27 protein-coding genes are annotated in these 26,661 nt (G+C 58.0%); 5 read left to right on the top strand and 22 right to left on the bottom strand.

All coding sequences use genetic code 11. The features are described from left to right. Positions 1-23: 23 nt before the first annotated feature. The 15 genes from miaB to ACOH1Z_RS13200 form a co-directional block, all read right to left on the bottom strand. Positions 24-1,559, bottom strand: coding sequence for a tRNA (N6-isopentenyl adenosine(37)-C2)-methylthiotransferase MiaB (gene miaB / locus ACOH1Z_RS13270; protein ID WP_449648971.1), 1,536 nt, complete (start codon positions 1,557-1,559; stop codon positions 24-26). A 44-nt stretch (positions 1,560-1,603) separates the two neighbouring features. Continuing rightward, positions 1,604-2,407 carry a regulatory protein RecX gene (locus ACOH1Z_RS13265; RefSeq protein WP_449648970.1) on the bottom strand — a complete coding sequence of 268 codons (804 nt, stop codon included), beginning with the start codon at positions 2,405-2,407 and terminating at the stop codon, positions 1,604-1,606. 8 nt (positions 2,408-2,415) lie between these two features. After that, complete coding sequence (recA, locus tag ACOH1Z_RS13260; protein ID WP_449648969.1) at positions 2,416-3,576, bottom strand: recombinase RecA; 1,161 nt, start codon at positions 3,574-3,576, stop codon at positions 2,416-2,418. A gap of 241 nt (positions 3,577-3,817) precedes the next feature. Then, on the bottom strand, positions 3,818-4,045 hold the full coding sequence (locus ACOH1Z_RS13255) for a DUF3046 domain-containing protein (protein ID WP_449648968.1): 228 nt from the start codon (positions 4,043-4,045) through the stop codon (positions 3,818-3,820). Positions 4,046-4,122: 77 nt separating this feature from the next. Continuing rightward, positions 4,123-4,431 carry a helix-turn-helix domain-containing protein gene (locus ACOH1Z_RS13250; RefSeq protein WP_009771924.1) on the bottom strand — a complete coding sequence of 103 codons (309 nt, stop codon included), beginning with the start codon at positions 4,429-4,431 and terminating at the stop codon, positions 4,123-4,125. Positions 4,432-4,632: 201 nt separating this feature from the next. Beyond that, complete coding sequence (locus ACOH1Z_RS13245; protein ID WP_449648967.1) at positions 4,633-5,130, bottom strand: CinA family protein; 498 nt, start codon at positions 5,128-5,130, stop codon at positions 4,633-4,635. A 10-nt stretch (positions 5,131-5,140) separates the two neighbouring features. Then, a complete protein-coding gene (gene pgsA / locus ACOH1Z_RS13240) occupies positions 5,141-5,797 on the bottom strand; it encodes a CDP-diacylglycerol--glycerol-3-phosphate 3-phosphatidyltransferase (protein WP_449648966.1) in 657 nt (218 codons plus the stop codon). Between the two features lie 4 nt (positions 5,798-5,801). After that, a complete protein-coding gene (locus ACOH1Z_RS13235) occupies positions 5,802-8,540 on the bottom strand; it encodes an FtsK/SpoIIIE family DNA translocase (RefSeq protein ID WP_449648965.1) in 2,739 nt (912 codons plus the stop codon). Between the two features lie 76 nt (positions 8,541-8,616). Then, complete coding sequence (locus ACOH1Z_RS13230; protein ID WP_449648964.1) at positions 8,617-9,969, bottom strand: ABC transporter permease; 1,353 nt, start codon at positions 9,967-9,969, stop codon at positions 8,617-8,619. Beyond that, positions 9,966-10,691, bottom strand: a complete 726-nt coding sequence (locus ACOH1Z_RS13225; protein ID WP_449648963.1) for an ABC transporter ATP-binding protein — start codon at positions 10,689-10,691, stop codon at positions 9,966-9,968. Before ACOH1Z_RS13225 ends, ACOH1Z_RS13230 begins: the two co-directional genes overlap by 4 nt. Continuing rightward, positions 10,691-11,659, bottom strand: a complete 969-nt coding sequence (locus ACOH1Z_RS13220) for an efflux RND transporter periplasmic adaptor subunit (RefSeq protein WP_449648962.1) — start codon at positions 11,657-11,659, stop codon at positions 10,691-10,693. The genes ACOH1Z_RS13225 and ACOH1Z_RS13220 overlap by 1 nt, the downstream gene beginning before the upstream one ends. A gap of 148 nt (positions 11,660-11,807) precedes the next feature. Beyond that, positions 11,808-13,484, bottom strand: coding sequence for a ribonuclease J (locus ACOH1Z_RS13215; protein ID WP_449648961.1), 1,677 nt, complete (start codon positions 13,482-13,484; stop codon positions 11,808-11,810). Positions 13,485-13,577: 93 nt separating this feature from the next. Further along, entirely contained in the window at positions 13,578-14,552 is a 975-nt protein-coding gene (dapA, locus tag ACOH1Z_RS13210; protein WP_449648960.1) for a 4-hydroxy-tetrahydrodipicolinate synthase, read from the bottom strand. Positions 14,553-14,561: 9 nt separating this feature from the next. Beyond that, on the bottom strand, positions 14,562-15,092 hold the full coding sequence (locus tag ACOH1Z_RS13205) for a dihydrofolate reductase (protein ID WP_449648959.1): 531 nt from the start codon (positions 15,090-15,092) through the stop codon (positions 14,562-14,564). Then, on the bottom strand, positions 15,089-15,898 hold the full coding sequence (locus tag ACOH1Z_RS13200) for a thymidylate synthase (protein WP_449648958.1): 810 nt from the start codon (positions 15,896-15,898) through the stop codon (positions 15,089-15,091). The genes ACOH1Z_RS13205 and ACOH1Z_RS13200 overlap by 4 nt, the downstream gene beginning before the upstream one ends. Before the next feature lie 96 nt (positions 15,899-15,994). Here ACOH1Z_RS13200 and ACOH1Z_RS13195 point away from each other — a divergent pair, with 96 nt between their 5' ends. Together ACOH1Z_RS13195 and ACOH1Z_RS13190 are read left to right on the top strand one after the other, a co-directional pair. After that, positions 15,995-16,420, top strand: coding sequence for an OsmC family peroxiredoxin (locus ACOH1Z_RS13195; RefSeq protein WP_449648957.1), 426 nt, complete (start codon positions 15,995-15,997; stop codon positions 16,418-16,420). Positions 16,421-16,422: 2 nt separating this feature from the next. Further along, a complete protein-coding gene (locus tag ACOH1Z_RS13190; RefSeq protein WP_449648956.1) occupies positions 16,423-17,322 on the top strand; it encodes a TIGR01777 family oxidoreductase in 900 nt (299 codons plus the stop codon). Between the two features lie 51 nt (positions 17,323-17,373). On the opposite strand, the gene ACOH1Z_RS13185 is transcribed toward ACOH1Z_RS13190, so the two are convergent. Both ACOH1Z_RS13185 and dapB read right to left on the bottom strand, forming a co-directional pair. Beyond that, the gene (locus tag ACOH1Z_RS13185; RefSeq protein WP_449648955.1) at positions 17,374-17,829 is read right to left on the bottom strand and encodes a hypothetical protein; all 456 of its coding nucleotides are present in this window, start codon (positions 17,827-17,829) and stop codon (positions 17,374-17,376) included. Continuing rightward, positions 17,826-18,581 (bottom strand): 4-hydroxy-tetrahydrodipicolinate reductase, encoded by a 756-nt coding sequence (gene dapB / locus ACOH1Z_RS13180; RefSeq protein WP_449648954.1) that lies wholly within the window; start codon positions 18,579-18,581, stop codon positions 17,826-17,828. Before dapB ends, ACOH1Z_RS13185 begins: the two co-directional genes overlap by 4 nt. A gap of 70 nt (positions 18,582-18,651) precedes the next feature. Between dapB and ACOH1Z_RS13175 the strand changes: the two genes are divergently transcribed. Beyond that, on the top strand, positions 18,652-19,110 hold the full coding sequence (locus ACOH1Z_RS13175; RefSeq protein WP_449648953.1) for a GNAT family N-acetyltransferase: 459 nt from the start codon (positions 18,652-18,654) through the stop codon (positions 19,108-19,110). Between the two features lie 10 nt (positions 19,111-19,120). Here the strand turns inward: ACOH1Z_RS13175 and ACOH1Z_RS13170 are convergent, their stop codons facing one another. Both ACOH1Z_RS13170 and ACOH1Z_RS13165 read right to left on the bottom strand, forming a co-directional pair. After that, entirely contained in the window at positions 19,121-19,723 is a 603-nt protein-coding gene (locus tag ACOH1Z_RS13170) for a histidine phosphatase family protein (protein ID WP_449648952.1), read from the bottom strand. A gap of 18 nt (positions 19,724-19,741) precedes the next feature. Continuing rightward, positions 19,742-21,109: a M16 family metallopeptidase gene (locus ACOH1Z_RS13165; protein WP_449648951.1), complete on the bottom strand. Its 1,368-nt coding sequence runs from the start codon at positions 21,107-21,109 to the stop codon at positions 19,742-19,744. Positions 21,110-21,421: 312 nt separating this feature from the next. On the opposite strand from ACOH1Z_RS13165, the gene ACOH1Z_RS13160 reads away from it, so the two are divergent. Then, positions 21,422-22,012: a TetR/AcrR family transcriptional regulator gene (locus tag ACOH1Z_RS13160; RefSeq protein ID WP_449649011.1), complete on the top strand. Its 591-nt coding sequence runs from the start codon at positions 21,422-21,424 to the stop codon at positions 22,010-22,012. 90 nt (positions 22,013-22,102) lie between these two features. On the opposite strand, the gene ACOH1Z_RS13155 is transcribed toward ACOH1Z_RS13160, so the two are convergent. Continuing rightward, positions 22,103-23,095 carry an aldo/keto reductase gene (locus tag ACOH1Z_RS13155; RefSeq protein WP_449648950.1) on the bottom strand — a complete coding sequence of 331 codons (993 nt, stop codon included), beginning with the start codon at positions 23,093-23,095 and terminating at the stop codon, positions 22,103-22,105. A 189-nt stretch (positions 23,096-23,284) separates the two neighbouring features. Here ACOH1Z_RS13155 and ACOH1Z_RS13150 point away from each other — a divergent pair, with 189 nt between their 5' ends. Continuing rightward, positions 23,285-23,824 carry a YbhB/YbcL family Raf kinase inhibitor-like protein gene (locus ACOH1Z_RS13150; RefSeq protein ID WP_449649010.1) on the top strand — a complete coding sequence of 180 codons (540 nt, stop codon included), beginning with the start codon at positions 23,285-23,287 and terminating at the stop codon, positions 23,822-23,824. Positions 23,825-23,914: 90 nt separating this feature from the next. Here ACOH1Z_RS13150 and ACOH1Z_RS13145 read toward each other — a convergent pair whose 3' ends face one another. Together ACOH1Z_RS13145 and ACOH1Z_RS13140 are read right to left on the bottom strand one after the other, a co-directional pair. Further along, positions 23,915-24,100, bottom strand: coding sequence for a hypothetical protein (locus ACOH1Z_RS13145; RefSeq protein ID WP_449648949.1), 186 nt, complete (start codon positions 24,098-24,100; stop codon positions 23,915-23,917). Positions 24,101-24,273: 173 nt separating this feature from the next. Next, the gene (locus ACOH1Z_RS13140; RefSeq protein WP_449648948.1) at positions 24,274-26,523 is read right to left on the bottom strand and encodes a polyribonucleotide nucleotidyltransferase; all 2,250 of its coding nucleotides are present in this window, start codon (positions 26,521-26,523) and stop codon (positions 24,274-24,276) included. Positions 26,524-26,661 lie beyond the last annotated feature (138 nt).

Raw genomic sequence — 26,661 nt, 5'->3', positions numbered from 1 at the left:
CACTGGAGACCGCATGCTCGGGATTAGCGGAGGGAGTCTGTTGGGTCATAGATCGGCGTTGTCGAGACACGGATGGTCGGGAGGCCAAGTGATACTCGTGGGCCGGAGTCGGTAGTGGCCGCGCCGGTCGGCACTCCGCAGGACTCGGCTTGTGCGCGATCCCACGCATCTCCGGCTGGGGTTCGACGGATGTCAAGGGTCTGGCCCGCTGGAGTGTCTGCTACAAGGTGAAATGCTGCAGCTTCGGTGATTGTCAGAGTGACGACGTCGCCGGGACGCGGCGTTGCACTGCCTTCGGGAATATCGAAGTGCACAAGTCGCGAGTCTTCGGCACGGCCCGATAGCCTGGCGGTTTCTGCTTGCTTGCGTCCTTCGGTCGCGGTAACCATGACGTGGACGGTGCGACCGATTTGTTTGTCGTTTTCTTCGCGCGAGATGCGGTCTTGAAGAGCCGCGAGTCTTTCGTAGCGCTCTTGTACGATCTCTTTGGGGATCTGGTCGTCCATTGTGGCGGCGGGCGTTCCAGGCCGGATGGAGTATTGGAATGTATAGGCCGAGGCGAATCGCGACTCTTCAACCACACGCAGGGTTTCTTGGAAGTCTTCTTCTGTCTCACCGGGAAAACCGACGATGATGTCAGTGGTGATAGCGGCGTGCGGCATTTGGGCTCGTACTCGGTCAAGGATTCCGAGGAATTTGGTGGAGCGGTAGCTACGGCGCATTGATTTGAGGATGCGGTCTGAGCCGGACTGCAGGGGCATGTGCAGTTGCGGCATCACATTGGGCGTCTCTGCCATTGCGTCGATGACGTCGTCGGTGAAAGCTGCCGGGTGCGGGCTGGTGAAGCGCACACGTTCGAGACCTTGGATCGCGCCGACTGCTCGCAGGAGTTTGCTAAACGCTTGACGATCACCGAATTCAACTCCGTAGGAGTTCACGTTTTGCCCGAGCAGGGTGACTTCGATTGCTCCGTCGTCAACAATGGCTTGAACTTCGGCGAGGATGTCGCCGGGACGTCGGTCTTTTTCTTTTCCACGTAGCGCTGGCACGATGCAGAACGTGCACGTGTTGTTACAGCCTACGGAGATCGATACCCACGCGCTATGGGTGGATTCTCGTCTTGCCGGGAGCGTCGAGGGGAAGACGTCAAGCGACTCAAGAATTTCGAGTTGCGCTTCTTCATTGTGGCGGGCGCGTTCGAGAAGAGCGGGAAGGGAGCCCATGTTGTGGGTTCCAAAGACCACGTCTACCCACGGTGCTTTCTCGAGGATGACGTTCTTGTCCTTTTGCGCAAGACAACCGCCAACGGCGATTTGCATGCCTTCGTGTTCTTTTTTGACGCTGGCGAGCATGCCGAGGTTGCCGTAGAGCTTGTTGTCCGCGTTCTCGCGAACCGCACAGGTGTTAATGACGACGACGTCTGCTTGGCCCTCGGTTGCGCGAATATAGCCGGCTGCCTCAAGGGAGCCACTGAGTCGCTCGGAGTCGTGCACATTCATCTGGCAACCGTAGGTGCGCACTTCGTAGCTGCGTGGGGCGGCCAGTTTCTCATCAATCATGTCTTCCACCTTAAGCCTCTGGACCATCTCCGCTTGACGGTGTGTTACCTAAAGGTGGGCCCGCCAGAAGATTCGCTTGAGCCAGAGGAGAGCGCGGCGGTGACTGCCGCCGAGACTACGGACCCTGAGTACCCCTTGCGCATGAGAAACCCCGTGAGCCGACGCTTGGCTGTGACTCCGTCGAGTGAGCGAAGCTGAGGAGCTCGCTTGAACGCAACCTCGTTCGCGCGCTCTTGCTCCTCGTCACGATCGTCGTCGAGCACCGCAGCAATGTGCTCTTGGTCGATATTGCGTCGACGCAGTTCGGCACGGATAGCTGAAGCGCCAAGTTTCTTTCGATCGCGTAGTGTTCGCGCGAGTGTTTCGGCGAGTGCGGCGTCGTCGAGTAGTCCACAGCTCTCCAGCCGTTCGACTTCGCAATCAATGTCTTCAGATTCGAATTCTCGAGTGGCTAAGAACTGCGTCATTTCGTGTGACGACATGCCCCGTCGAGCGAGTGCCCGCATGCTCACTTGGCTTATCTCCGAGAAGCCGTCTCGCGCTTGACGTCGCTGCGCTTGTGACTGCGCGCGAACTGGCTCAGCTTGAGTCTTGGAGTCATCCGTATCGGGTGTTTGTTCCTTGGAGTGAGCGGGGCTGAAGTCAGCCATGGTCGGTAGTGCACGCACCGGTGCCAGGTCGGCTGCACGCGAATCCGCCCGTCCAAGGGATTCGCCTTGGTCGCCACTAGCTTCGAGCGTTGGTGACTCCTCCGGCGATAAATCCGCCGCCCCGTTCCGTTGGGTACCGGAACGATCCCCAAACAGGTTGATGACGGGTGCGAGAAATTCATCGTCGGAGGAAGTCATAACAGAACCTACTGGCCTACGGCTGTCTTAAGCGGGGTAGCTGCTTTGTCAGCTACTGGCAGCACCGGTCCGTCAGCCTTAGCGCTGGCCTTCGCCGCCTTCTCAGCTTTCTCCGCCTTCACTGCGGCGTCGGCCAAGGCTTTCGCCTCGCTCGCGTTCGCTGCTTTCGCTTCAGCGCCCACACCGAGTTTGCGCATGATCTTCTGTTCAATCTCCAGCGCAATGGCAGGATTTTGGAGCAGGAAGGCTCGCGACTTCTCTTTACCCTGGCCGAGCTGGTCACCGTCATAGGTGTACCAAGCACCAGATTTGCGGACAATCTCATGGTCCACGCCGAAATCGATGAGGCTACCCTCGCGTGAAATTCCGATGCCATAGAGGATGTCGAACTCTGCCTGCTTGAAAGGTGGCGCCATTTTGTTCTTGACTACCTTTACTCGCGTGCGGTTTCCCACTGCGTCCGTGCCGTCTTTCAGCGTTTCGATGCGGCGGATGTCGAGTCGAACCGAGGCGTAGAACTTGAGCGCCTTACCGCCGGCGGTGGTCTCGGGACTGCCGAAGAAGACACCGATCTTTTCACGCAACTGGTTAATGAAGATCATGGTGGTGTTGGTTTGGCTGAGGCCACCGGTGAGCTTGCGCAATGCCTGAGACATAAGTCGGGCCTGAAGACCAACGTGGGTGTCGCCCATTTCGCCTTCAATTTCTGCACGAGGAACGAGTGCAGCGACCGAGTCAATAACGATGAGGTCAATTGACCCACTTCGCACCAGCATGTCGGCGATTTCAAGAGCTTGCTCGCCGGTGTCGGGCTGCGAGACGAGCAGAGCATCAATGTCTACGCCAAGCTTCGCGGCATATTCGGGGTCAAGAGCATGCTCTGCATCGATGAATGCGGCAATACCGCCGTTGCGCTGAGCGTTGGCAATTGCGTGCAGGGTCAACGTAGTTTTACCCGAAGACTCCGGACCGTAGATCTCGACGATTCGCCCGCGGGGAAGCCCGCCTATACCCAGCGCGACGTCGAGAGCGATCGAACCGGTGGGAATCACCTCGACCGGAGCGCGCTCATCGCTGCCGAGGCGCATAACTGAACCTTTGCCGAACTGACGGTCAATCTGAGCGAGGGCTGTCTCTAGGGACTTCTCGCGGTCTGCTGCTGATGGCATTACATCTTCTCCATTGGTCGTAGGTTGCTGCCCATAGGCTGTCGCGATTCGTGTGGACCGATAATGCAAGGTCCGCAACCTCCCGACAAAGGCTGTGTTACTAAATGCCACGTTACGTGCCTGCTCTGACATTCCAGGGCAGCGGCGTGCGGTGTGCGCCCAAAAGCTGTATTCGATTGGGTGTTAGGGAGAAGACTAACAATATCGAACGAATGTTCGAACGCGCCACGCGGGCGAAGAGCTACTGCTTCTTGGGTTCGCGTTGCCCAACGCCGTAGCGACGCTCGGGAGGAACATCCATTGCCTCGCACAATGCCGTCCAGACCTGACGAGCAGGAACGCCACGGGAGAGCGCTTGGGCAGCAGTGACACTACCTACTGCACCCAACACCTGGTCGTTAACGAGCACGCGGCCGTAAGGCTCACCAAACTCATCGGCGACCGCCGTCCAAAACTCGCTCACTCGCATGCAACCACCCTATGTTCGCTCCGCTTAAGTAACGAATGCCCCACTCCACACGGAGCGAGGCATTCGATCTGCACTGGTTAGCGCGAAACCAAATTCGAATCGAACTCGGCAACGAGCTCATCGGGGAGAGTATCGGGGATCGTCGTTGCACCTTCAATGACGGCAAGACGATCGCCAACCTCACGCATGATTACGGAGATCGGTGTATCGAGGGCTTCGGCGACCGAAGCGAGAATTTCTGAGCTGGCCTCTTTTTGGCCGCGCTCGACCTCACTGAGGTATCCGAGGGCAACGCTCGCTTTGCTTGCGACCTGACGAAGGGTGCGTCCCTTTTGAAGGCGCACGTCGCGGAGAACGTCACCGATTTCCTGACGAACTAGAACCATTGGACACTCCCTCTCTGACTGTGTATCGCGACCAGATTATTCTGGATAGTCAAGACTACAGCCACTATCTGTTCAGAACTCTAACCCTTCCAAACTGGAGAGGCCTTGTGAGTTCGCTAACTGTAACCCAGCCGAAACCTGCAATATTCCCACGGCACGATTCTTGCTGTACCCACTTGTGGGCGCTGCCCCTTCCCGCGATCAGTTCTCCGCGGTGAGGTGCTCATACAGACATTCCAAAGCAGCATGCACAGTCTGCACACGGATCTCGTTGCGATCCCCCGTGAACTCAAAGTCACGAGTTTCCACGAAGTTGGTAGCGGCGAAGCCAATAAATACTGTGCCTGGCACTTTGCCTTCGTGAGAGTCCGGGCCCGCTACGCCCGTCGTAGCCAGTCCGTAGGTTGCCTGCTGCTCACCGACACCAAGCACGTCACGCACGCCGGTGGCCATATGAGCAGCGACATCCGGATGCACGGTGCCATGAATCGCCAACAGACTCGCATCGACGCCAAGAACTTGGTGCTTGATAGCCGTGTTGTAGGCGACAACGGCGCCGTTGAGCACAGCGGACGCTCCCGGCACAGCAACAAGCTGAGCGCAGAGCATCCCTCCGGTCAGCGACTCCGCTAACGCGATAGTTTGTCGATGTGCGGTCAGAATCGCCACGATTTTCGTGGCGAGTTCTTCAGTATTCACTGGTGAAGGGTCACGCTCCTGAATTGGATTTGCGGGTGTGACGCCATGCCCGCCACAGGTATTCAACGCCCGTGTACACCGTAAGAACGACAGCGACTGCCATGACGGACCAATTGAGCCATAAGACCCACGGACCGAGAACGGTGAAGAGCGGTACGAGGAAAAGGGAAATAGCGACGGCCTGCAGGACCGTCTTGAGCTTGCCACCGCGTGAGGCGGGGACGACAACCTTCGAAAGCACAGCGAAACGATAAATCGTGATTCCGAACTCGCGAACCAAAATGAGAATCGTGACCCACCACGGCAGCTCGCCCAAGATCGACAGGGCCACAAGCGCGCCGCCCGTGAGAACTTTGTCGGCAATCGGATCCAAAATGATTCCGAGGTCCGTGATGAGGTTTCGCCCGCGAGCCAAGTGCCCATCGACAGTGTCAGTCACGATGGCGAATATGAAGAGTGCAGCCGCAAGGTATCTGATGAGACCCATCTCGCCGTCATCCAGCAGCAAAAGCCAGATGAAGAGAGGTGCAAGAAAGATTCGAACAACGGTGATGATGTTGGCGATATTCGCAATAGAGGCCGGCGTATCGCCGTCGCGAATCATCCGACCACGCAGCGAACTAGTTCGTTCGGGCGGAGCAGAAGGTGATGCTGGTTGGTCGCTCACGCGATCACTCCCGATCAGTCAAGTTCCAAGCGTCCTCATCTGAGCCGCCTTCTACTTCATCGTATCCGCTGAGAGATTCCTCCACAGCGTCTACCGGTGCTGGCTCCTCTTCGCCGCGCAATCGCGCGAGCACTGAAGGAAGCTGCTCGGCGGTGACGAGCACGTCGCGCGCTTTCGAACCCTCCGATGGGCCAACAATCTCTCGAGACTCCAAGAGGTCCATGAGACGGCCAGCCTTAGCGAAACCGACACGAAGCTTGCGCTGCAACATCGATGTTGACCCAAATTGGGTGCTTACGATGAGTTCAGCGGCCGCCAACAGTTCTTCGAGGTCTCCGCCGATGTCAGCATCGATGTTCTTCTTCTCGGCAACCGCTGCAACATCGTTGCGGTATTCAGGCTGGGCCTGAGCAATGACATGTTGCACGATCTCGGCAACTTCACTCTCGGGAACCCAAGCGCCCTGCACTCGAATCGCCTTGGAAGCGCCCATCGGCAAGAAGAGAGCGTCACCTTGACCGATGAGTTTGTCTGCACCGGGCTGATCGAGGATCACTCGAGAGTCCGTCATGCTCGACACGGCGAACGCCAAGCGCGAAGGCACGTTGGCCTTGATGAGCCCGGTAACCACATCGACACTCGGTCGTTGGGTTGCCAGCACCAAGTGGATGCCGGATGCGCGCGCGAGCTGCGTGATTCGAACAATCGAGTCTTCGACGTCTCTCGGCGCAACCATCATGAGATCTGCCAACTCATCAACGACGATGAGCAAGTACGGGTACGGCTTCAGCTTGCGCTGACTGCCCTCAGGCAGCTTGATCTCTTCGGCGACGACGGCGCGGTTAAAGTCGTCAATGTGACGGTAGCCGAAGCTCGCCAGATCGTCATACCGCATGTCCATCTCTTTCACGACCCAGGCCAGCGCTTCTGCCGCCTTCTTGGGGTTGGTGATGATGGGAGTAATCAGATGCGGCACTCCCGCATAGATCGAAAGCTCAACGCGCTTGGGGTCGATGAGCACCATTCGCACCTCAGCAGGCTTCGCCCGCATCAGAATCGACGTGATCATAGAGTTCACGAAGCTCGACTTACCCGAACCCGTAGAACCCGCCACTAGCAAGTGGGGCATCTTGGCAAGGTTCGCGACAACGAATCCACCCTCGACATCTTTTCCGAGGCCAATCGTCATCGGGTGCTCACTCTTAGTGCTCGCGCTGGAGCGCAGTACGTCACCAAGCGACACGATCTCGCGATCCTTGTTCGGGATCTCAACACCGATAGCGCTCTTGCCCGGGATAGGCGAGAGAATGTTGACCTCGTTGCTTGCGACGGCATAACTAATGTTGCGGGCCAGCGCTGTAACACGCTCAACCTTGACACCGGGGCCTAGTTCGAGCTCGTACCGGGTAACCGATGGTCCGCGACTGAAACCGGTGACCGTCGCGTCCACACTAAATTGTTTGAGAACCTCAGTGATCGACGCGACCACTTCATCGTTGGCGGCTGAACGCGACTTGGGTGGCGTTCCCGCAGACAACATGGATGCTTGGGGAAGACGGTAGACGGCGTTCGATGCTTGGGGCGTGGTCTCGTGCGGGCCGTCGAACTCGCCAGCGGTGCCCTTTTCGCTGGCCTTGGTAGTAAAGCCGGGGAGAACGCGAGGCCCGTCGTCGCGCATTTCAGTGGCCGGGGCATCCACTTCGCCAGTGTTGTAGTTCTTGACAGCTTCTTCGGCTTTAAGAAGATCTTCGAGTAGCTCGACGCCGAACTGCTCTTCCTTTTTGGTGAGGTCTTTTGCTGCTGGAGGCGGCGTCGGGTTGACGACCTCGGTGGCTTGATCTCGAGAGATCACTGGGCTGTCGAAAGCTTTATCTTCGCTATTTTGTGACTTGTTTCGACGCCACCATGGCAGCGATGACGTGTCGTTGTCTCCCCCAAGACCGATATCGGTCAGCGAACCAAATTGAACGGAATCGTTCATATTTGTGCTCGACTTAGCCTTAGCCGCGGCCCGCTCTTCATCACTCTTGAGCTGTGCGCCAAAAAGGTAAGCGTAGAGCTCACGAAGTCGCGAAGGGAGACGATTCGGTGGGGTCTTCGTGATGATGAACAGCGAAAGCACAAGCAGCAACACGATTACGGGCACGGCAAGCAGTGTCGTTCCCAGCCAAATAAGGGGATTCGCCATCATCCAGCCGAACACTCCCCCGGCCCGCGCGATGGTTTCTGCTCCCTCAGAGGGGTGCGGCTGGCCGCTGAACACGTGGCACAGCGCTGCCACTGTGACAATGAGAATGCTGAGACCGATGCCGATGCGACCGTTGTCATGAACGCTAGACGGATGCCGAAACATCCAGACAGCAAGAAGCAGCAAAATCACCGGCAAAGCAAACGCGACCCGTCCAACGAGGCCACCAAAGGTGTAGGCGTCGAGCGCAATTGCTACCGAGTCTGTGGGGTTGAACCATTCAACGACCGCGCCAACGATTGCGAGAACAAAGAAAAGAAACGGAACACCGTCTCGGCGTTCATCTTTAGTGAGTTCTTCGCGGCCAAACACGCGAAAAGCGCCGCCGACCATGTGAGCAAGCGCCATCCACATTTTGGTGAGAGGACCCTCAGGCTCAACGGGAGCTTGCTTGCCGCGGGGCAGTCGCTTGGTTGCTTGAGTCTTGTTCGAAGTGTTTCTGGCGCGAGGTTTCGACGCACCCGAGCGCGAGGTCGACGATGTACGCGTAGCCATAATTCAAAGCTACCTGTGGCCTCTGTCAGAGTGATGCAGCGACACTCAACCTGCCAAGCTGCGCTCAATGCGCGCGCTAATAGCGGATGGCATCAATCACCTTCACTTTGACGGCGACGATGGCAGGCATGAGGCCAGCAAGGACACCAACAGCTGCGGATGCCGCGAGCGCGATCAGCGCAGCCTCTAGCGGATACGGCGGCAGATCTTGCACACCAGGCGCAATCAGATTCTGAACGGCGGGGTTTTGCACGATCGCAATCGAGAGGGCAACCCCAATTACGCCAGCGGCGATCGTTGCGACGACGCTCTCCATCATGACCGCGAAAAACACGCGTCCGGCCGTGGCTCCAAACGCACGACGGACTCCGATTTCTCGCACGCGATATTTCACCGTCACAAGAGAAATATTGACAAGCCCCAATGCGCCAAGAAGGAGAATGAGACCTGCGATACCGCCAATGACCCATTGGAGTGGTTCGAGAGGGTTGGGTCCACCCCACGCCAGATAGTCATTGCGGTTCACACTCGGTTGGACGTCTTCGCCATACTGCGCGCGCATGTCGCGATCGAGGAGGTCGACCAGTTGAGAAGATTGTTCTTCGGGAACCCACATCTCGAAACTCGAATCGCCTGCGTTAGCGGCCTCAGTGCCGACGAGCGCGCTAAAAGGCGACGCAAGAATTGACACACTTAACCCTGAGGCGTTCGGCTCCGGCGCGAGTACCCCAACGACCACAGCCGTAGTCACTGTGTCAGCGGAAAGTTTAATCGTGGGGTGCATACGCAGGTCAGGACGCCCAAGTTTCTCGTACAGCTCGTCGTTGATGACCACTGACGGCGCGAGGTGCTTCTCATCCTCTTCGGTCAGCCAGCGGCCCTCGGCAATGTCTAGTCGATGCATTACGCCGTATTTGTCATCCACACCCAACAGGGCGGTGAACTGTGTACCGTCTGGCAGCTGAATGCTGGCGCTTCCTCGACGGACGGAAGTTGAGTGACTCACCTGATAGCGCTCGACGAGTGTTCCCATGAAATCGAGGAACTCTGCTGCATCAGCTTGCTCATTCGTCACCGTCGAGAAAGGTGGGTATGCCATGATCGTCGCCGGCCGACCGCTTTGCTTCTCGTACTGTTCAGTCTGGGCTTGTCCAAATACCGCTCCGGCGCCAACCACGGTCGCAAGAGCGCAGACCGCTACCCCGATACCGATCAAACTCAGAAGCACTCGGGTGCGGTTGATGCGGACTTCGTCCCATGCCTCAACAACAGAACCCACGAGGCCGCTCAACAGTGAACCACGCGGTTCACGCGTCGGTTTCGCGAGCTCGTAGTTGGGGCGCACGACGACGACGGTACCCGGCTCTACCGCTGCATCAGCCTCAGGCTCAGCCCCTGCCTCGCGATCTTTCTTGTGAAACCACCTCATAGCGCAGCTTCCGGAAGTGACGTCGCCAGCATCCGACGCACATCAATCGCCGACAGTACCCCGTTGTCTAGTCGATAGTGCCGGCGAGCGAGCGCTGCAACGTTGGGGTCGTGGGTAATGGTGATGAGAGCGGCACCGGATTGCTCCGCAACGGTGTCGAGTAATTTCATGACAGTCGCACCGGTCTCAACATCGAGCGCTCCGGTCGGTTCGTCAGCGAGGATCAGTCGCGGGCTGCGCACGAGTGCTCTCGCGATGGCAACACGCTGTTGCTCACCGCCGGAGAGTTTGTCTGGCATTGATGTCATCCGCTCACTGAGGCCGACCCGGTCGAGCATCTCTTCAGCAAGAGCGCGACGGCGCCAAAACTGACGGCCAGACGCGTACAGCAGTGGGGTCATAACGTTCTCGAGCGCAGTACGGCCCGCCAGCAGATTGAATTGCTGAAAAATAAAACCGACATCGCGCCCTCGTTTGCGGTCTCGCTTGCCACCTGAGAGCTTCGCTAACGGGGCACCGTCAAACACGATGCGACCAGTTGTCGGGTTATCGATGAGTCCAAGCAGGTTGAGGAGTGTCGACTTACCTGACCCAGAACGCCCAACAATGCTGATGTGGTCACCAACATCCACAGCAAGATCAACGCCCTTAAGGATGTCGAGACGACTGAAGTCGGGAAGCTCTACCGAGCGCGTTACGCCTTCTAGCGATAACAACGGCATCAGTAGCACACCACGCTATCGCCATCTTTGTAGCAATTGTCCGGCAGATTTTCCTCGTCGATCGCATCAGCACCGGGAACAAACTGCAAGATCACGTCGCCGATTTCCAGTCCGGAAACAATCTCAACGGTGATGCCATCGTTAAGACCAAGCACGACTTCGCGCACCTCGGTCGTGCCGTCAGGGAGCACGAAATAAACATTTCCCGAGCTGGCGAGTCCCTCGATGGCAGTAACCGGGGCGACCATGACGTCTTCAGCGACACCGCCAGCGATCGTCAAATCGGCGCTGAGACCAGGGAACACAACAACATCACTCGGCACGACACAGGACACTGTTGGTCCGGATGCCGCTTCCCCACCGGCTTCTGTCGCAGCCGCAAACGTGATGCTCAGTCCGGTACACGTGAACGGCGCCGGACCTCCGTTGATGGCAACACTTGCTTCGGTGGGACGGTCGACGAGTCGGTACAACTGCGCGGAGGGAACCGTGCCGGTCACGAGGTATGACGGTGGAGCCACGCTGCCGACGGGTGACCCCACCTGAAAGGAGGAACCGACGAGCGTAGTGAAGTCGGTGAGCGTGCCGGTGGCTGGCGCAACGACCACCTTCCACTGAGTTCCTGGCGTTCCGTCGGCGTTGACCACCTCGGCTCGCAGCTTCAGGATCTCTTGGCCCTTCTTGACAGCCTGACCTGCCGTGACCGCAACCTCACGCACTTCTCCGGAAAGCGTCGCAGGAATCGGGACACTAGCGGCAGCCGTCACACTCCCCGTCAATTCGACATCGTTAGTGATCGTTCCCGTCACCACTTCGTAGTGCTGCTCCTCAATCGCGACCGTCGGAAACTCTCGGTCATCCACAGCGAGCGCATCGCCAAAGAACGCAAACTTCACGAGGGCTGCCGCAATAACAGAAAAGATGATCAGCCAAATAATGGGGAATACCCACCTGCGCGCAACACTCATTCGATACTCCGAATCCAGAATCGGCTCGCCATAGCAACCGAGCAATCTTCACATCACACCATCAAAAGTGACAAAAGACAAGCCCGGCATTCGCTCCGCGGGTGCACAAAAGGCGCGAGGAGCAGAGCCCCTCGCGCCCAGTGAAAAGTTAAACCTCGATGACGACCGGAACGATCATCGGACGACGACGGTGCTGGGTATTAACCCAACGGCCGACAGTGCGACGGACAACTTGAGCGAAAGAGTGAGTGTCGCGCGTTCCGTTCGCGGCGGCGTCAGTAAGCGCCTTGATCACCATGGGGAGAACGGCATCGAACACGTCCTCATCCTCAGCAAAGCCGCGAGACTGAATCTCAGGCCCGACAATGACCTTTCCCGTCTGAGCATCAACCGCGACGAAAATCGAAATGAAGCCCTCTTCGGCAAGAATGCGGCGATCCTTCAGATCAGCATCCGTGATTTCGCCAACGCTCGACCCATCAACATAGACGAAGCCAACATCGAGTTGACCAACGATCGCTGCGTGACCATCTTTGAGATCGATCACCGTGCCATCTTCGGCGATGATCGTGTTCTCGGCAGGAACACCCGACTGGATCGCCAGATTGGCGTTAGCGACCAAGTGACGGTATTCGCCGTGAACAGGCAGTACGTTCTTGGGGCGCAAAATGTTGTAGCAGTACAGCAGCTCACCTGCCGCCGCGTGGCCAGAAACGTGCACCTTGGCATTCGCCTTATGCACAACGTTGGCCCCCAACTTGGTCAGCCCGTTGATTACGCGGTAAACAGCGTTCTCATTGCCCGGGATAAGGCTCGACGCGAGAATTACCGTGTCACCCTGCCCGACCTCGATCTGGTGCTCCATATTCGCCATGCGCGCAAGAACAGCCATCGGCTCACCTTGGCTACCCGTTGACATGTAGACGAGCTTGTTGTCTGGATAGTTGACAGCCTTTTTGGCATCGAGCAAAACACCGTCTGGCACCTTGAGGAAGCCTAGATCAGCAGCGATACCCATGTTGCGGACCATTGAACGGCCCATCAAAACAACCTTGCGGTCGTTGGCGATTGCCGCATCGAGCACCTGCTGCACGCGGTGCACGTGGCTCGAGAAGCTCGCGACAATTACGCGCCGAGGAGCCTTGGCAATGACCGCCTCAAGAACCGGACCAATGTCACGTTCGTTCGGCGTGAAGCCCGGAACGTCAGCGTTCGTCGAGTCAGAAAGGAAGAGATCAATTCCCGCTTCGCCGAGGCGAGCAAAAGCACGCAGGTCGGTGATGCGATTATCGAGCGGCAACTGGTCCATCTTGAAGTCACCCGTGTGCAGAACAGTGCCTGCAACAGTCGTAATGGCAACGGCAAGGGCATCCGGAATCGAATGGTTGACGGCAACAAACTCGAGATCGAATGGACCGATCTTCTCTTTTTGACCCTCAGTGACATTGAGCGTGTACGGCTTAATGCGGTGTTCTTTGAGCTTCGCTTCAATGAGCGCGAGGGTAAGGGTCGAACCGATCAGGGGGATGTCTTGACGCAAGCGCAAGAGGTAGGGAACAGCGCCAATGTGGTCTTCATGGCCATGCGTGAGCACAATGCCAAGAATGTCGTCGAGACGGTCACGAATCGAACTGAAATCAGGAAGGATCAGGTCGACACCGGGCTGGTGCTCCTCAGGAAAGAGTACACCGCAGTCAACGATGAGGATCTTGCCGTCGATTTCGAAAGTGGTCATGTTTCGACCGATTTCGCCGAGACCGCCAATCGGTGTAACGCGGAGGGTGCCCGACTCAAGTGCGGGTGGATCAAAAACGGAAACTGGCATTCAGTACCTTGCAGTTAGATGTGTAGGGCCGTCAGCCCCTGTGCGAAAAATGTGGGCCATGCCCATGGCAGAGCCTACCCCTCGCGGAAGAACCTAGCGGGTTGCTCCGGCAACTTTGGGGAGCGCTCCCCCGGCAGCCGCATTGCGGTCAGGGCGAAAATTTGTGAGATCGAGACCTGTGATTCCGGTGACCAGCGCCAACTCGTCTTCAATCTGCGCCGCCTCTGACTCTTCAGGTCCGACGAGAGGCAATCGAACTCGTGGGCTAGAAATGCGCCCGAGGCCGTGAAGAATGTACTTGGCAGCGACGGTGCCTGGAACGTGAGTCATTGCCGCCCGAACCAGTGGCTCGAGCGCTTTGTGGGCTGCGGTTGCTGTGGCAAGGTCGCCCGCATTTACCGCATCGACGATCACGCGGTAGGGAGCAGGTGCGATGTTGGCCGTTACTCCGATGAGGCCGGAAGCGCCAATCGCTAGGTGAGGGAGAACATTGGCGTCATCGCCAGAGAAGTACAAGAGGTCAGTCTGGTTGAGCACACGGCTCACCTCACTGAAATCACCCTTCGCATCTTTCACCGCGAGGATGTTGGGATGCTTCGCCGCACGAAGGATTGTTTCGTACATGATCGGCACGCCAGTGCGACCCGGGATGTCATAAAGAATCGCGGGCAGATCGGTAGCATCAGCGAGCATGCGAAAGTGAGTGAGCACGCCAGCTTGGGTCGGCTTGTTGTAGTAGGGCGTGACGAACATCACACCGTCAGCGCCAGCCTTCTCGCTTGCCTTGTAGAGCTCAATCGCGTGCGCGGTCTCGTTCGAACCACCGCCAGTGATGATCTTGGCGCGACCGGAAGAGACAGATTTTGCAACCTCGACAAGCTTGATTTTCTCGGGATCAGTGAGAGTGCTTGTTTCACCGGTAGTACCCGTGACGACGATGCCATCGGCACCGGCGCTGATCACACTATCGATGTGCTTTTCAACATCGCCCCAATTAACTTCACCCTCAGCGGTGAATGGCGTGATGAGCGCGACGAGTACTTGACCAAAAGGATTCACTGTAGACACCCCTCTAGGTTAGCGCTGGTTCGAAGTCTGGGTTTCGTATCGCAAGAAACGGTAATGAAGTCCACTGGATGACGTGTGCCAATCTTCGGCGGGATCGCTCGCTGCCAGCATCCATTGTTCGCTTCGATGCGGGGCAAGGGTGTCCCCGTCAAAGCTCTCGCGGATCTCTGTGATCTCGAGCCTGTGCGCATGGTTAAGGGCATGCGCAAATATTTCTGCGCCCCCAATAACCCACACCGTGTCCCCGGGCTGAACGGATGTCGCAGCCAACATAATGGCTTCGTCAACGCTGTGTGTGACTTCCGCTCCGTCATCGCCCCACTCGGTTTGCCGAGTGACGACGATGTTGCGGCGCCCTGGCAGCGGCCGAAAACGCTGAGGCAGTGACTCCCACGTTTTACGGCCCATGATTACCGGGCTGCCAAGAGTGAGTTCTTTGAAGTGGGCGAGATCCTCAGGCAAGTGCCAAGGCATCGCGCCGTCGCTTCCAATGATTCCGCCATCAGACTGCGCCCAGATCATGCCAACGGTCACGCTCACACTGCGACCGGGGCCTTGATGGCTGGGTGGTGCTGGTAGCCGACGATCTCAAAGTCTTCGAACGCATAGCCGAAGACTTTGTCTGGTTTGGTATGGATTGCCAGGCTAGGCAGAGCATAGGGCTCACGGCTCAACTGCTCGGCAACTTGCTCGATGTGGTTGTCGTAGATGTGGCAATCGCCACCTGTCCACACAAAGTCGCCGACCTCGAGCCCCGTTTGTTCGGCAACCAGGTGCGTGAGCAGCGCATAGCTGGCGATATTGAAGGGAACGCCAAGGAAAAGGTCTGCGCTTCGCTGATAGAGCTGGCAGGACAGTTTGCCGTCGGCGACATAAAACTGGAAGAAGGCATGGCACGGGGCTAGCGCCATTTTCGGGATGTCGGCCGGGTTCCAGGCAGAGACGATGAGCCGACGAGAATCGGGATTGGTCTTGATTTGCTCGATGACCTCAGAGACCTGATCAATCTGTTCTCCAGACGGAGTCGGCCAGGAGCGCCATTGCACGCCGTAGACGGGGCCAAGTTCGCCATCGTCGTCTGCCCACTCATTCCAGATTGTTACCCCGTTGTCGCGAAGCCACGAGACATTGCTTTCCCCGCGCAAGAACCACAACAGTTCATAGGCGATCGACTTGAAGTGAACACGCTTGGTAGTGATGAGAGGGAATCCCTCTGCGAGGTTGAACCGCAATTGACGCCCGAACACACTTCGTGTGCCAGTACCAGTGCGATCACTCTTGTGCACACCGTTGGCGAGCGTGTCGCGCAACAGATCTTCATAGGGGGTAGCGATCGTAGAAGCCATCGAATTGATAGTACTTGGTGCGCGCACCTTCACACGGGTTTCTCATGCGCGTCGTTCAGCCAACGCATAGTGTTGAGCACGACGAAAGGAACGGCAATGCCTGTTACGAGCGAAGCAACAACACTCTGGTTTGGTGACCTGTTTAGTGGAAAAGGTACGACATCGCTAGATTCCTCTGATGCGGCAGAGTTCCCGGTCACCTGGGCAGCACGCTCAGAGGGCCAAGAAGCGACGACCAACCCTGAAGAACTGCTTGGCGCGGCCCATTCGGCCTGTTTTGCGATGGCATTCTCGAACGGGCTCGCCAGTAACGGAACTCCGGCAGAGAGCCTGCAAGTCACCGCCGCTGTCACCTTTGATCCTGCAGAAGGAATCACGGGAAGCCACCTGCTGGTCAGTGCCAAAGTGGCTGATTTGAGCGAAGACGACTTTCAGCGATTGGCTCAAGAAGCAAAAGAAGGATGCCCCGTATCACGCGCGCTGACGGGCGTCCCCATCACTCTTGAAGCAAGCTTGGCCTAGCGGTGACTGAGGAAGCCGTCACACGGGTCCTCGTCGCTGGTGCGTCTGGCTATATCGGCACGGAACTCGTCTCCCAACTGGAGACAGAAGGTTTCGAGGTGATGAGCCTCGTTCGGCGAGAACCCCGCACCGAGTCCGAGTTCTACTGGGATCCACTATCGAGCACCATCGACGATCGCGCCATTGAACGTGCGGATGCTGTCATCAACCTTGCCGGCGCCAGCACTGGACGAATTCCGTGGACGCCCAGCTACAAGCGGGAGATATTGCGTTCCCGCGTCAACGGCACCCGCACCATCGCCGAAGCGATTCGGCGGTCTGCAACTCCCCCTTCCGTTTTCCTTAACGGCTCCGCTGTGGGCATCTTCGGGAGCCGTCCAGGCGAAGTTCTGACTGACGACTCGACGAAGGGAACAGGATTCCTGAGCGACGTTGTTGATGCGTGGGAGAAAGCCGCGCAGCTCACACCTTCGACAACACGCCTCGTAATGTTCCGCACTGGAATCGTTGTTGGTGAGGGCGGAGCGTTTACTCCGCTCAACCTTCTCACTCGTTTCGGTCTGGGGAGCCGGCTCGGAAGCGGTGAACAGTATTGGCCGTGGATTAGCCTTCACGACGAAGCTGCTGCCATCATCCATTTGCTCCGAAGTGAATTCTCCGGCGTCGTTTCCCTCGTTGGGCCAACTCCAGCAACGGCAGACACGGTCACCAAAACCCTCGCACAGGCCATGCACAAACCCCATTGGCTTACTGTTCCCAGCTTCGCATTCCGGATGCTGGGCGATGCAGGCGAAGATCTCATCTTGGTTGATGAAAAGGTTCAGCCGAGCAGGCTCCTCGGCACGGGTTTTACTTTCACGCACGACACGATCGAGCAGGCGATCGAGGAATTCATCGAGTAAGTCTGCTCGACTTTAGACAGCGAGTCGTTTCGCCCGCGGTCACGGTCGTTCCTAGGCAGCCTTCGCCGCAGGACCACGAGAAAGCGAGATTGCGCGTCGCGTTGCCCAGCGCGCGCGACGGCGGTCGCCACTGGCGTCGTAGGCGAGTCCGAGCCGAAGCCAGGCACGCCACGATTCCGGGCTGGCCTCCGCCTCATCGCGGTAACGTCCGAATGCTCGATCGGCGGCTTCGGGATCCGGGCGACCGCTTGGCCGACGTTCCGTGATCTCCTCGGGCAAAGCATCCTCGTCCCTGAGAGTACTGAACAGTCGATCCGCGCGAAAAATGAATACCATTTCTGCCGCAAGCGCCCACAAGCCGATCAGCGGAAGGACAAGAAGCGCCCACCCCATAACCTGGGCGATGAGCTCACCTGTTCCGATGAGAACAAATGAATAGTTGATGACGAATACGAGATAGAGGATCAGCAGACCCACCATCACCAGTGCCGCAATGCGTGTTTTCACTGGGAATCCGCTCGGTCGCCAGGGGTGAGATCGATGAGCTGATCGAGCCCAACCGTTACCCCGCGCGCACGGGAGATCGCCCGCAGCCCAAGCAAAATTCCCGCCTCGTAAGAGTCTTGCGACATTGTGCGGTGGTCGATCGTGAGCACTTCTCCCGGACCACCGAAAATAACCTGCTGGTGTGCCACAACTCCCGCCATTCGCAGGCTGTGCACCGGAATGCCGGCAACCTGTTCGCCCCGCGCACGTTGATCATGATGAGGTGCTGCCACAGGTCCACGTTTATTGCGGGCATCTGCCATGAGCTCTGCCGTGCGAACAGCCGTGCCGGAAGGCGAATCGACTTTGCCGGCGTGGTGGCTCTCGATGATTTCGATCGAATCGAAATACCTCGCAGCGGAGGCCGCGAATGATGTGGCCAAGGCGGAGCCAAGGGAAAAGTTAGGGATAAAGATGACGCCGACATCGGGCCTGTCGGCAAGCGCTGATTTTACGCTTTGCACGCGATCTTCGCTCCAGCCAGAGGTGCCGACAAGAACACTCTTGCCATGCGACGTCGCAAACTCGACAACCGATGGCGAAATGCTCGGCTCGGTGACGTCAACCACGACGTCTGCCTCAAGCATTTCGCTGAGCTCCGACCGCGAATTAAGGGTGGCGACCAACGAGAAATCAGCTGCTGCGTCGACCACGCCACTGATGAACTTTCCCATGCGACCGGTTGCGCCGACTACCGCTACTTTCGTTGTCATTACTCAAATCTATCAATGCTGAGCGACTTCGCTGACTACCCGCACCTGCAGCCGAGAGTACTGTGGTGCTGTGCCACAGTTTCGACCTCTCTCCGTCTCGGATGCTCTCGCCCACGAACTTCTCACCGAGTACTTTAGCTACCGAGCTGAGACGTTTCCGACCCCATCGGGCTACGTCACTACTTTCCCCAGCGTCGACCAGTTCACGCCGCCGCGCGGAGTTTTCGTCGTCGTCGAGGAAATGGGCAACGCACTCGGCTGTGGCGGCATCCGCCAGCTTGATGCTGGTCGTTTCGAAGTGAAGCACCTGTGGGTGCGCCGCGAAGGTCGCGGCGCCGGGCTCGGACGACAACTCTTAGCGGAACTCGAGCTGCGGGCCCGCAAATGGGGCGCCACAGAGCTAGTACTCGACACCAACGAAAGTCTCGCCGCAGCCGGTGGGCTTTACCGTTCGAGCGGATTCGAATCCGTCGAACCGTACAACGACAACCCCAACGCGACCACCTGGTATCGCAAGAAGATCCAGTAACACACTCGCGCTAGTAGGGCTGCTCTTCGGGAAGTCCCGTGCGCAATTCTGCCGGCAAGTGCCCGAGATCATTGTGGGCCACGAGCACTGGCGGCTTCGCACTTCGCACTCGGATGATCGTAAGCCCACAATTGGCCTGATTGAGCCCCAACCAACGCCACCGGTCACCGCCAAGCACTTCGCGCACAAACCAAGCGATTACGAAATTGTGCGTGATGAGCAGGTCGTGGCGGTCTTCGCGTGCCGGAGTGAGGAATTCGGCAACGGCATCAGCCATTTGCGCTTCGCCAGCGTCAATCTCTTCCGGTGTTACTGAGCCAAAGAAGTGGTCGAAGGCTGACGGCATATCGACGGTTGGGCCGCTGGGGATGCAGTCCATGAGCAGCGTTGTTGGCTGTGACTCGAGTGCCGGCATCCGCTCAGTCATTATTGCGGCCGTTTCTGCAGCGCGCTGCAGCGGCGAGTGAAACGCGCGGGTAAAGGGAACACCACTCAGGCGCTCAGAGATTGCCATCGCTTGACGTGTCCCCTTGCCCGAGAGCGGGCCGTCAGGAAGTCCATGTTCTGCGTCTTGCTGCTCGCCGTGACGCACGAGGTAGAGGTAGTGAGCCATCACCATTCCTTTGTTGATCTAGCTTCGGGCAGCGCTGCCCAGAGTAAGCCCGGTGAACATCTCTTGAGTGACCGCACCGACTGCCGCAATCGACAGGGGGCGCGATGAGAGCTCGCGAGCAAGCTCTTGAATTCCGTCGGCTGTGACTGCCGAGATCCGAGCAATCGATGTGTCGAGGTCGATAAACTCGCCAAGCGTTAGTTCGCTGCGCCCGAGTCGCGACATGCGCGAATCTGAGTCTTCGAGCGCAAGTGCTGAGGCGCCTCGGAGTTGACCAACCGCGCGACTTATTTCCTCGTCAGTCACATGGGCATCGCCGAGCTTGCTGAATTCTTCGAGCATCAATTCGGCGACCTGTGCGGACTTTGCTGGCGAACATCCGGCATAAATTCCAAAGATTCCGGCGTCGGAGTAGCTGGGCGCGAACGAATACACCGAGTAGGCCAGACCACGCTTCTCGCGTACCTCTTGAAAGAGCCGCGAGGACATTCCGCTGCCAAGAATCGAGTTGAGCACGGTGAGGGTTGCGCGTCGTTCATCGGTCGCCGAAAGTCCTTCAACGCCAGCAATGATATTTGCTTGCTCGATCGGGCGATGCGTTATCTGAAGGCGCTGAGCTGCAGTCGTCGCTGATGCTGCTGTGGCTGCACTGTCTCTGCGTGCTACCGGTGTTGCCTCATAAGAGAGATCCCAGCCGGCGCCAACCAAGCAGGCGGAGACTGCGGCGAGGAGCATGTCGTGGTCAACGGCACCTGCCACAGTGATTACCAGATCTTGGGGGCGGTAATTGCCGCGGTAATGCTTCATTACCGATTCACGCGAGATCGCGTTGATTGTTTCTGCGCTACCGCCAATGGGCCGACCAAGCGGATGATCGCCAAAGACCGCTTCGAAGAAGCGCTCGCTAGCGACATCAGTGGGATCGTCGTCTGCCATGGCGAGTTCTTCTAAGATCACGCCGCGCTCGTTGGCGAACTCGGTTGGATCAATGAGGCTCGACGTGAGCATGTCACCAATCACTTCAATCGCCATGGGCAAGTCAATATCTTGCACCTTGGCGTAATAGCAGGTGTATTCCTTGGCGGTCATTGCGTTGTGTTCGCCGCCGACAGCGTCAAAGCTCACCGCGATGTCGAGAGCTGTGCGCGATGGGGTGCCTTTGAAAAGCAAGTGCTCTAGGAAGTGAGTTGCACCGAAGGTTCCCGGGAGTTCGTCTCGGGAGCCCGCCGCTACCCAGTAGCCGACGGTGGCGCTTCGCGCACCAGGAACTTGTTCGCTGAGGATGCGCACACCACTCGGCAAAACGGTTCTGCGAACGAGACTGTCGCCGGTTGCAGTGAACGACAGTTCGGGAAGGTCAAGAGGAAGAATCACAGCGTCGCTCATCGGTATGAGCCTACGTCATTTGTCTTGAGCGCACGATTGCGTCGAGAATTCTCAGGAAAAAGACCCCCCAAATTGGGGTGGCCAAATGAGGACAGACAGACTTGTCTGTATGTCCTCCTGTGGTACAGTTCTTTTAGGCACCCGAAGCCGACAACCCACCGCTCAAGCCCGAATCGCGCGGTGACCATAACCACACAACCCGGACCCGAACCGGGTTGTGTATTACAACCGCATCGCTCGACCCGAATCGAGTAATGCACTTAGTGGGGAAAAATTCCTGATCCGGATTTCCCCCGGAAGGAGTGCGCTGTGATGGTATTTGAGACACCAGAGACCGCACAGCGCGCTCCGGCCAAAGGCCGCATTCTTGAAACGGCCAACGAACTTTTCTACCAAGATGGCATCCTGAACGTCGGAGTAGACCGCATCATCGCTCAGTCGAGCGTGACGAAAGCGACGTTCTACAAGCACTACCGCTCAAAAGACAACTTGATTCTCGAATACGTCAAGAGCCGCAGAGCGAGCACTGAGGCGCACGTACAGTCCGTCATAGATAGTGCAGCATCACCGCAGGACGCGGTTCTGGGATTGCTTGAAGGCATCGCTGGGGAGCTCACAAAAGCCGATTTTCGCGGATGCCCATTCCTCAACGTCGTTGCAGAGTTTTCCGACCCCACACATCCGGTGCGTAAGCTCATCGCCGAGCATCGCGATTGGTACAACGAGGCTCTCTATGAGCTCATGCGCGACGCAGGCCACCTCTTCCCCGGTGACGCAGCTGACGAGCTCATGCTCGCTAAAGATGGCGCCCTCGCCGGCGGCTATGCCGGAGACACTATCGCCGCCGGAGCAGCAATGGCGCGTGTAGTCAAACGCGTGCTCGCTGACTCCGTCCGGGTTTAGTCCAACCGTGTACTAAGACTCACAGGTCAACCGGCAACGCCAACCTGAGCTCGTCACCGCGGTGCCGATACAGTGCCGCCGTTTCGGACTCTAGTACGCGGACGCTCGATCCAAGTCAGCCGACTGATGCCGCGTCAACTGCACGCGGGCAGCCGCGAGTAGTTCAGGCACCTGCGCCGCGTTGCTCGCACTCACGACGGGCGCCACGACTCCTGGCTTATTGAGAAGCCATGCCAAAGCAATCGTTGCCGCACTCGCATCGTGTTCATCTGCAACCTCATCCAAGGCGTTCAACACCTTGAAGCCTCGACGTCGGAGATATTGCGCGGCGTCATGCCCGCGGGAGTTGAGGGCTAGATCGCCCCGTTGACGGTACTTTCCACTGAGGAACCCACTGGCAAGAGCAAATCGCGGCATTACCCCCAAACCCTGAATGGCAGCGACATGAGCGAGACCAGTCTCATACTCTTCACGGTGCAGGAGATTGTAGTGCGACTGCACAGCGATCATGGGCGCTACGCCCATCTGACCGCAGGCAATGCGCGCCTGAATAAGGCGATTGCCGGTGTGGTCTGAGCCTCCGAAGTAACGCACTTTGCCTTCACCGATGAGTTCATCTACCGCGAGCAGAGTTTCGTCAAAATCGACGCTCTCGTCATCAACGTGCAGGTACAGGAGGTCGATGTGCGAAGTTCCTAGGCGCGCAAGCGACGCAGCGACAGCACGCTTGATCGAACCTGCTTGCATGCCAGGGTTGTCGCGACTCTTCCCTACCTTGGTGGCCAAAACGACGTCATCGCGGTTGTGACGAACGCGCATCCACTTGCCAACCATGAGCTCGCTGCGGCCGGAAGCGTAAGAGTCAGCGGTATCAATGAAGTTGCCGCCGCCGTCAGCGAAAGTATCGAGAATCGCCGTCGTCGCCGAGTCGTCGGCAGTCCAGCCGAAGACGTTGCCGCTGAGGGCAAGAGGATAGACACGAAGGTCAGAGGAACCAATTACGCGCGTGATGAAGTGAGGTTGCGAACTTAGCTCCGCACTCGGAGCACCCGGCAGTGATCGAGTCGGGTGTACCTGCGTCATAGTGGCCTCCCACAAGGCTTTTGGCAAGGATAAGACGAGCCAACGCGCAATACGCGCCGCACACCGCGATCGTTACTAGTCCGTGTCAAAAACAGCGACATCGGGGCTCTCAGAGCGCAATTGGTGCCGCTTCAGTCGCAACCTCGCGATAATGGCACGAGCACCGAGTTAGCCAACGAGAGGATCCCCATCGTGAATGACCCGAACTGGAAGCTTCGCGTCGTACCGACGTTTGAGCTTGAGAGCCCAGACTTTGAAGCTGAAGGAATGCTGCCCCAGTGGGCTCGCTCCGGCATCGCGAACGCGGGCGGCGAAGACCGCTCCCCCACCCTTCATTGGCACGGTTTTCCCTCCGGCACCAAAAGTTTTGCCCTCACGGTGTTCGATCCTGACGCCCCGACCGGCAGCGGATGGTGGCACTGGGCCGTCTACAACATCCCCGCCTCGGTAGAGTCTCTGCCTCAGGATGCCGGTAATCCGGATGCTCAGCTCATGCCACACGGCTCCGTCACTCTTCCGAACGAACTGCGACTCACGTCGTTTCAAGGAGCAGCACCGCCCGCCGGTCATGGCGCCCACCGCTATGTTTTCACCGTGAGCGCCCTCAACGTCGAGCTCCTCGACGTTGCCGAAGGAAGTACTCCCGCCATGTTGGGTTTCGTACTGCGTGATCACATTGTTGCCCGCGCTCAGCTGATTGGCTACTCCAGCACCGACAATGACGTATAAACGCTCGCGGGCTCATCTGAGCGATCACACGAGCACGCCAAGTAACCCGCTTCGGGAATGCGGGCAAATAAAGAACGCAGAAATCGGGGCTTAGCTACTCTGACGGAAGTAATGCGGTACGCGTTCGTAGCCTCGGCTGCGCATTTTTGCGACAACCACGCTGACGACCACGACAAGCACGACGATGCCGAGAGCCACCCACAAATACCAAGCGCCATCTAGCCACACGAGCATGTCGCTCATGAAGGCATCAAGAGGTGTAGTGATTCGGGTCACAGAACCACCGTACCGCCCCAGAGCCCCTATATCCCCTCCCTGTGCAAGGGGAGACAAGGGTGACTACCCCTGAAAGAGGTCTTACTTCTCTCGAGCTAGACGCGTTAACCGAGTAGTGCCCACCCTCGAAAGGATGGGCACTACATCGTTACTTCAGTTTTACTGAGCTGGCTCTAGCTTTCGTCAGCGGGAACCGCTGCTTCTGCGTCAGACTCGTCGGTAACCGGAGCAAGCGAGAGCTTTCCACGGTCATCGATCTTGGTGATTTCAACCTGAATCTTCTGGCCGACTCCGAGAACGTCTTCGACGTTCTCGACACGCTTACCACCGGCAAGCTTGCGAACCTCAGAGATGTGCAGCAATCCGTCTTTACCCGGAGTGAGAGATACGAAGGCACCGAAGGTAGCGATCTTGACGACCGTACCCAAGAAGCGTTCGCCAACCTCAGGGTTGAGGGGGTTCGCGATGGCGTTAACCGCCGCGCGTGCAGCCTCGGCAGAAGGACCATCGACAGCACCGATGTAGACGGTTCCGTCATCCTCAATCGAGATGTCGGCTCCGGTGTCATCCTGGATCTGGTTGATGTTCTTGCCCTTGGGCCCAATGAGCTCACCGATCTTGTCAATCGGAATCTGAACCGAGATCACGCGAGGAGCCGTTGGAGCCATCTCGTCAGGAGCATCGATTGCAGCGTTGAGCACCGAAAGAATCGCAGTACGCGCTTCCTTGGCCTGCTTGAGTGCACCGTCGAGAACCGACGAAGGCAAACCAGCGAGCTTGGTGTCGAGCTGAATGGCGGTAACGAATTCGCTCGTACCAGCAACCTTGAAGTCCATGTCGCCGAGAGCATCTTCAGCACCAAGGATGTCGGTGAGAGCCGCGTAGCGCGTGACGCCATCAACTTCATCCGAGATCAGGCCCATGGCGATACCCGCAACGGGTGCGCGCAGTGGCACACCAGCGTTGAGCAGTGACAGGGTCGAAGCACAAACGGAACCCATCGACGTCGAACCGTTGGAACCGAGAGCCTCGGAAACCTGGCGGATGGCGTAGGGGAATTCCTCACGGGGAGGAAGCACTGGTGCGATCGCACGCTCTGCGAGGAAACCGTGACCGATTTCGCGACGCTTCGGGCTACCAACGCGACCGGTTTCACCAGTCGAGTACGGCGGGAAGTTGTAGTGGTGCATGTAGCGCTTCTTGGTCACTGGTGCCAGTGAGTCAATCTGCTGCTCCATCTTGAGCATGTTCAGCGTGGTGACACCCAGGATCTGAGTCTCGCCGCGCTGGAAGATTGCCGAACCGTGAACGCGAGGAATGACCTCGACCTCAGCATCGAGCGCACGAATGTCGCTCAAGCCACGGCCGTCGATGCGGATTCCCTCGGTGAGTACGCGCTGGCGCATAACCTTCTTGCTGACGGCCTTGTACGCGCCGCCAACCATGCCAAGAACGTCTGAGCTGAGTTCTTCAGCGTCGACCTTCGACTGAACTTCAGCCTTGACGCGAGCCTTAAGCTCATCGTCAGCGGTCTGGCGCTGAATCTTGTCAGCGATCTTGTAGACATCGCGAAGCTCTGCTTCAGCAATTTCGCTAACCGCGTTGTACGCCTGGTCGGAGTACGGCGGGAAGAGCTGGAACTCGGCAACAGGCTTTGCAGCCTTGTTAGCAACCTCGAGCTGAGCCTTAACAAGTTGCTTAAGAAACGGCTTCGATGCTTCGAGGCCCTGAGCAACTACTGCCTCGTCTGGCTTCGTTGCGCCGGCCTTGATGAGCTCCCAGCTGTTCTCAGTAGCTTCAGCTTCCACCATCATGATGGCGATGTCTTCTTCGCCCTGGTCGTTGGTGACCATACGGCCGGCAACAGTGAGGTCGAAGACAGCGTCAGCGAGCTGGCTGTGCTTCGGGAAGGCAACCCACTGGTCGTTGATCAGAGCCAGGCGGATGCCGGCAATGGGACCGTAGAACGGAAGACCCGAGATCTGGGTGCTGAGCGATGCAGCGTTGATTGAGAGAGCGTCGTAGAACTCGTCCGGAGCGATGCTCAGAACGGTAATGACGATCTGAACTTCGTTGCGGAGTCCCTCAACGAACGTCGGACGCATCGGACGGTCAATGAGACGGCAAACGAGGATCGCTTCCGTCGATGGGCGGCCTTCGCGGCGGAAGAAGCTGCCGGGGATCTTGCCCGCTGCGTAGGAGCGCTCTTCAACATCCACAGTGAGTGGGAAGAAGTCGAAGCCTTCACGCGGGTGCTTGCCAGCGCTGGTTGCGCTCAAGATCATTGTTTCTTCGTCGAGGTACGCAGCGACGGCACCCTGTGCCTGCTGAGCGAGTCGACCGGTTTCGAAGCGCACGGTGCGCTTGCCGAATTTACCGTTATCGAGAACGGCTTCGGCGAATGTGATTTCTGGACCCTCCATGCGGGGGTTTCTCCTTTGTTTTACGTCGCGCACCCGTATGGTGTGCGACTCGTCAAGGAGCAGGAGCGGGCAGAAGGACGCTTGGTTCACGCGCATGCCTAGAGTGGCGGCGCGTGTCTGGCCAACAGTAGAAAGCCT

This window comes from Rhodoglobus sp. (assembly GCF_053580035.1).
The sequence above is the reverse complement of the archived record's forward strand: the minus strand, read 5'-3'. Positions and strand labels throughout refer to the sequence as shown.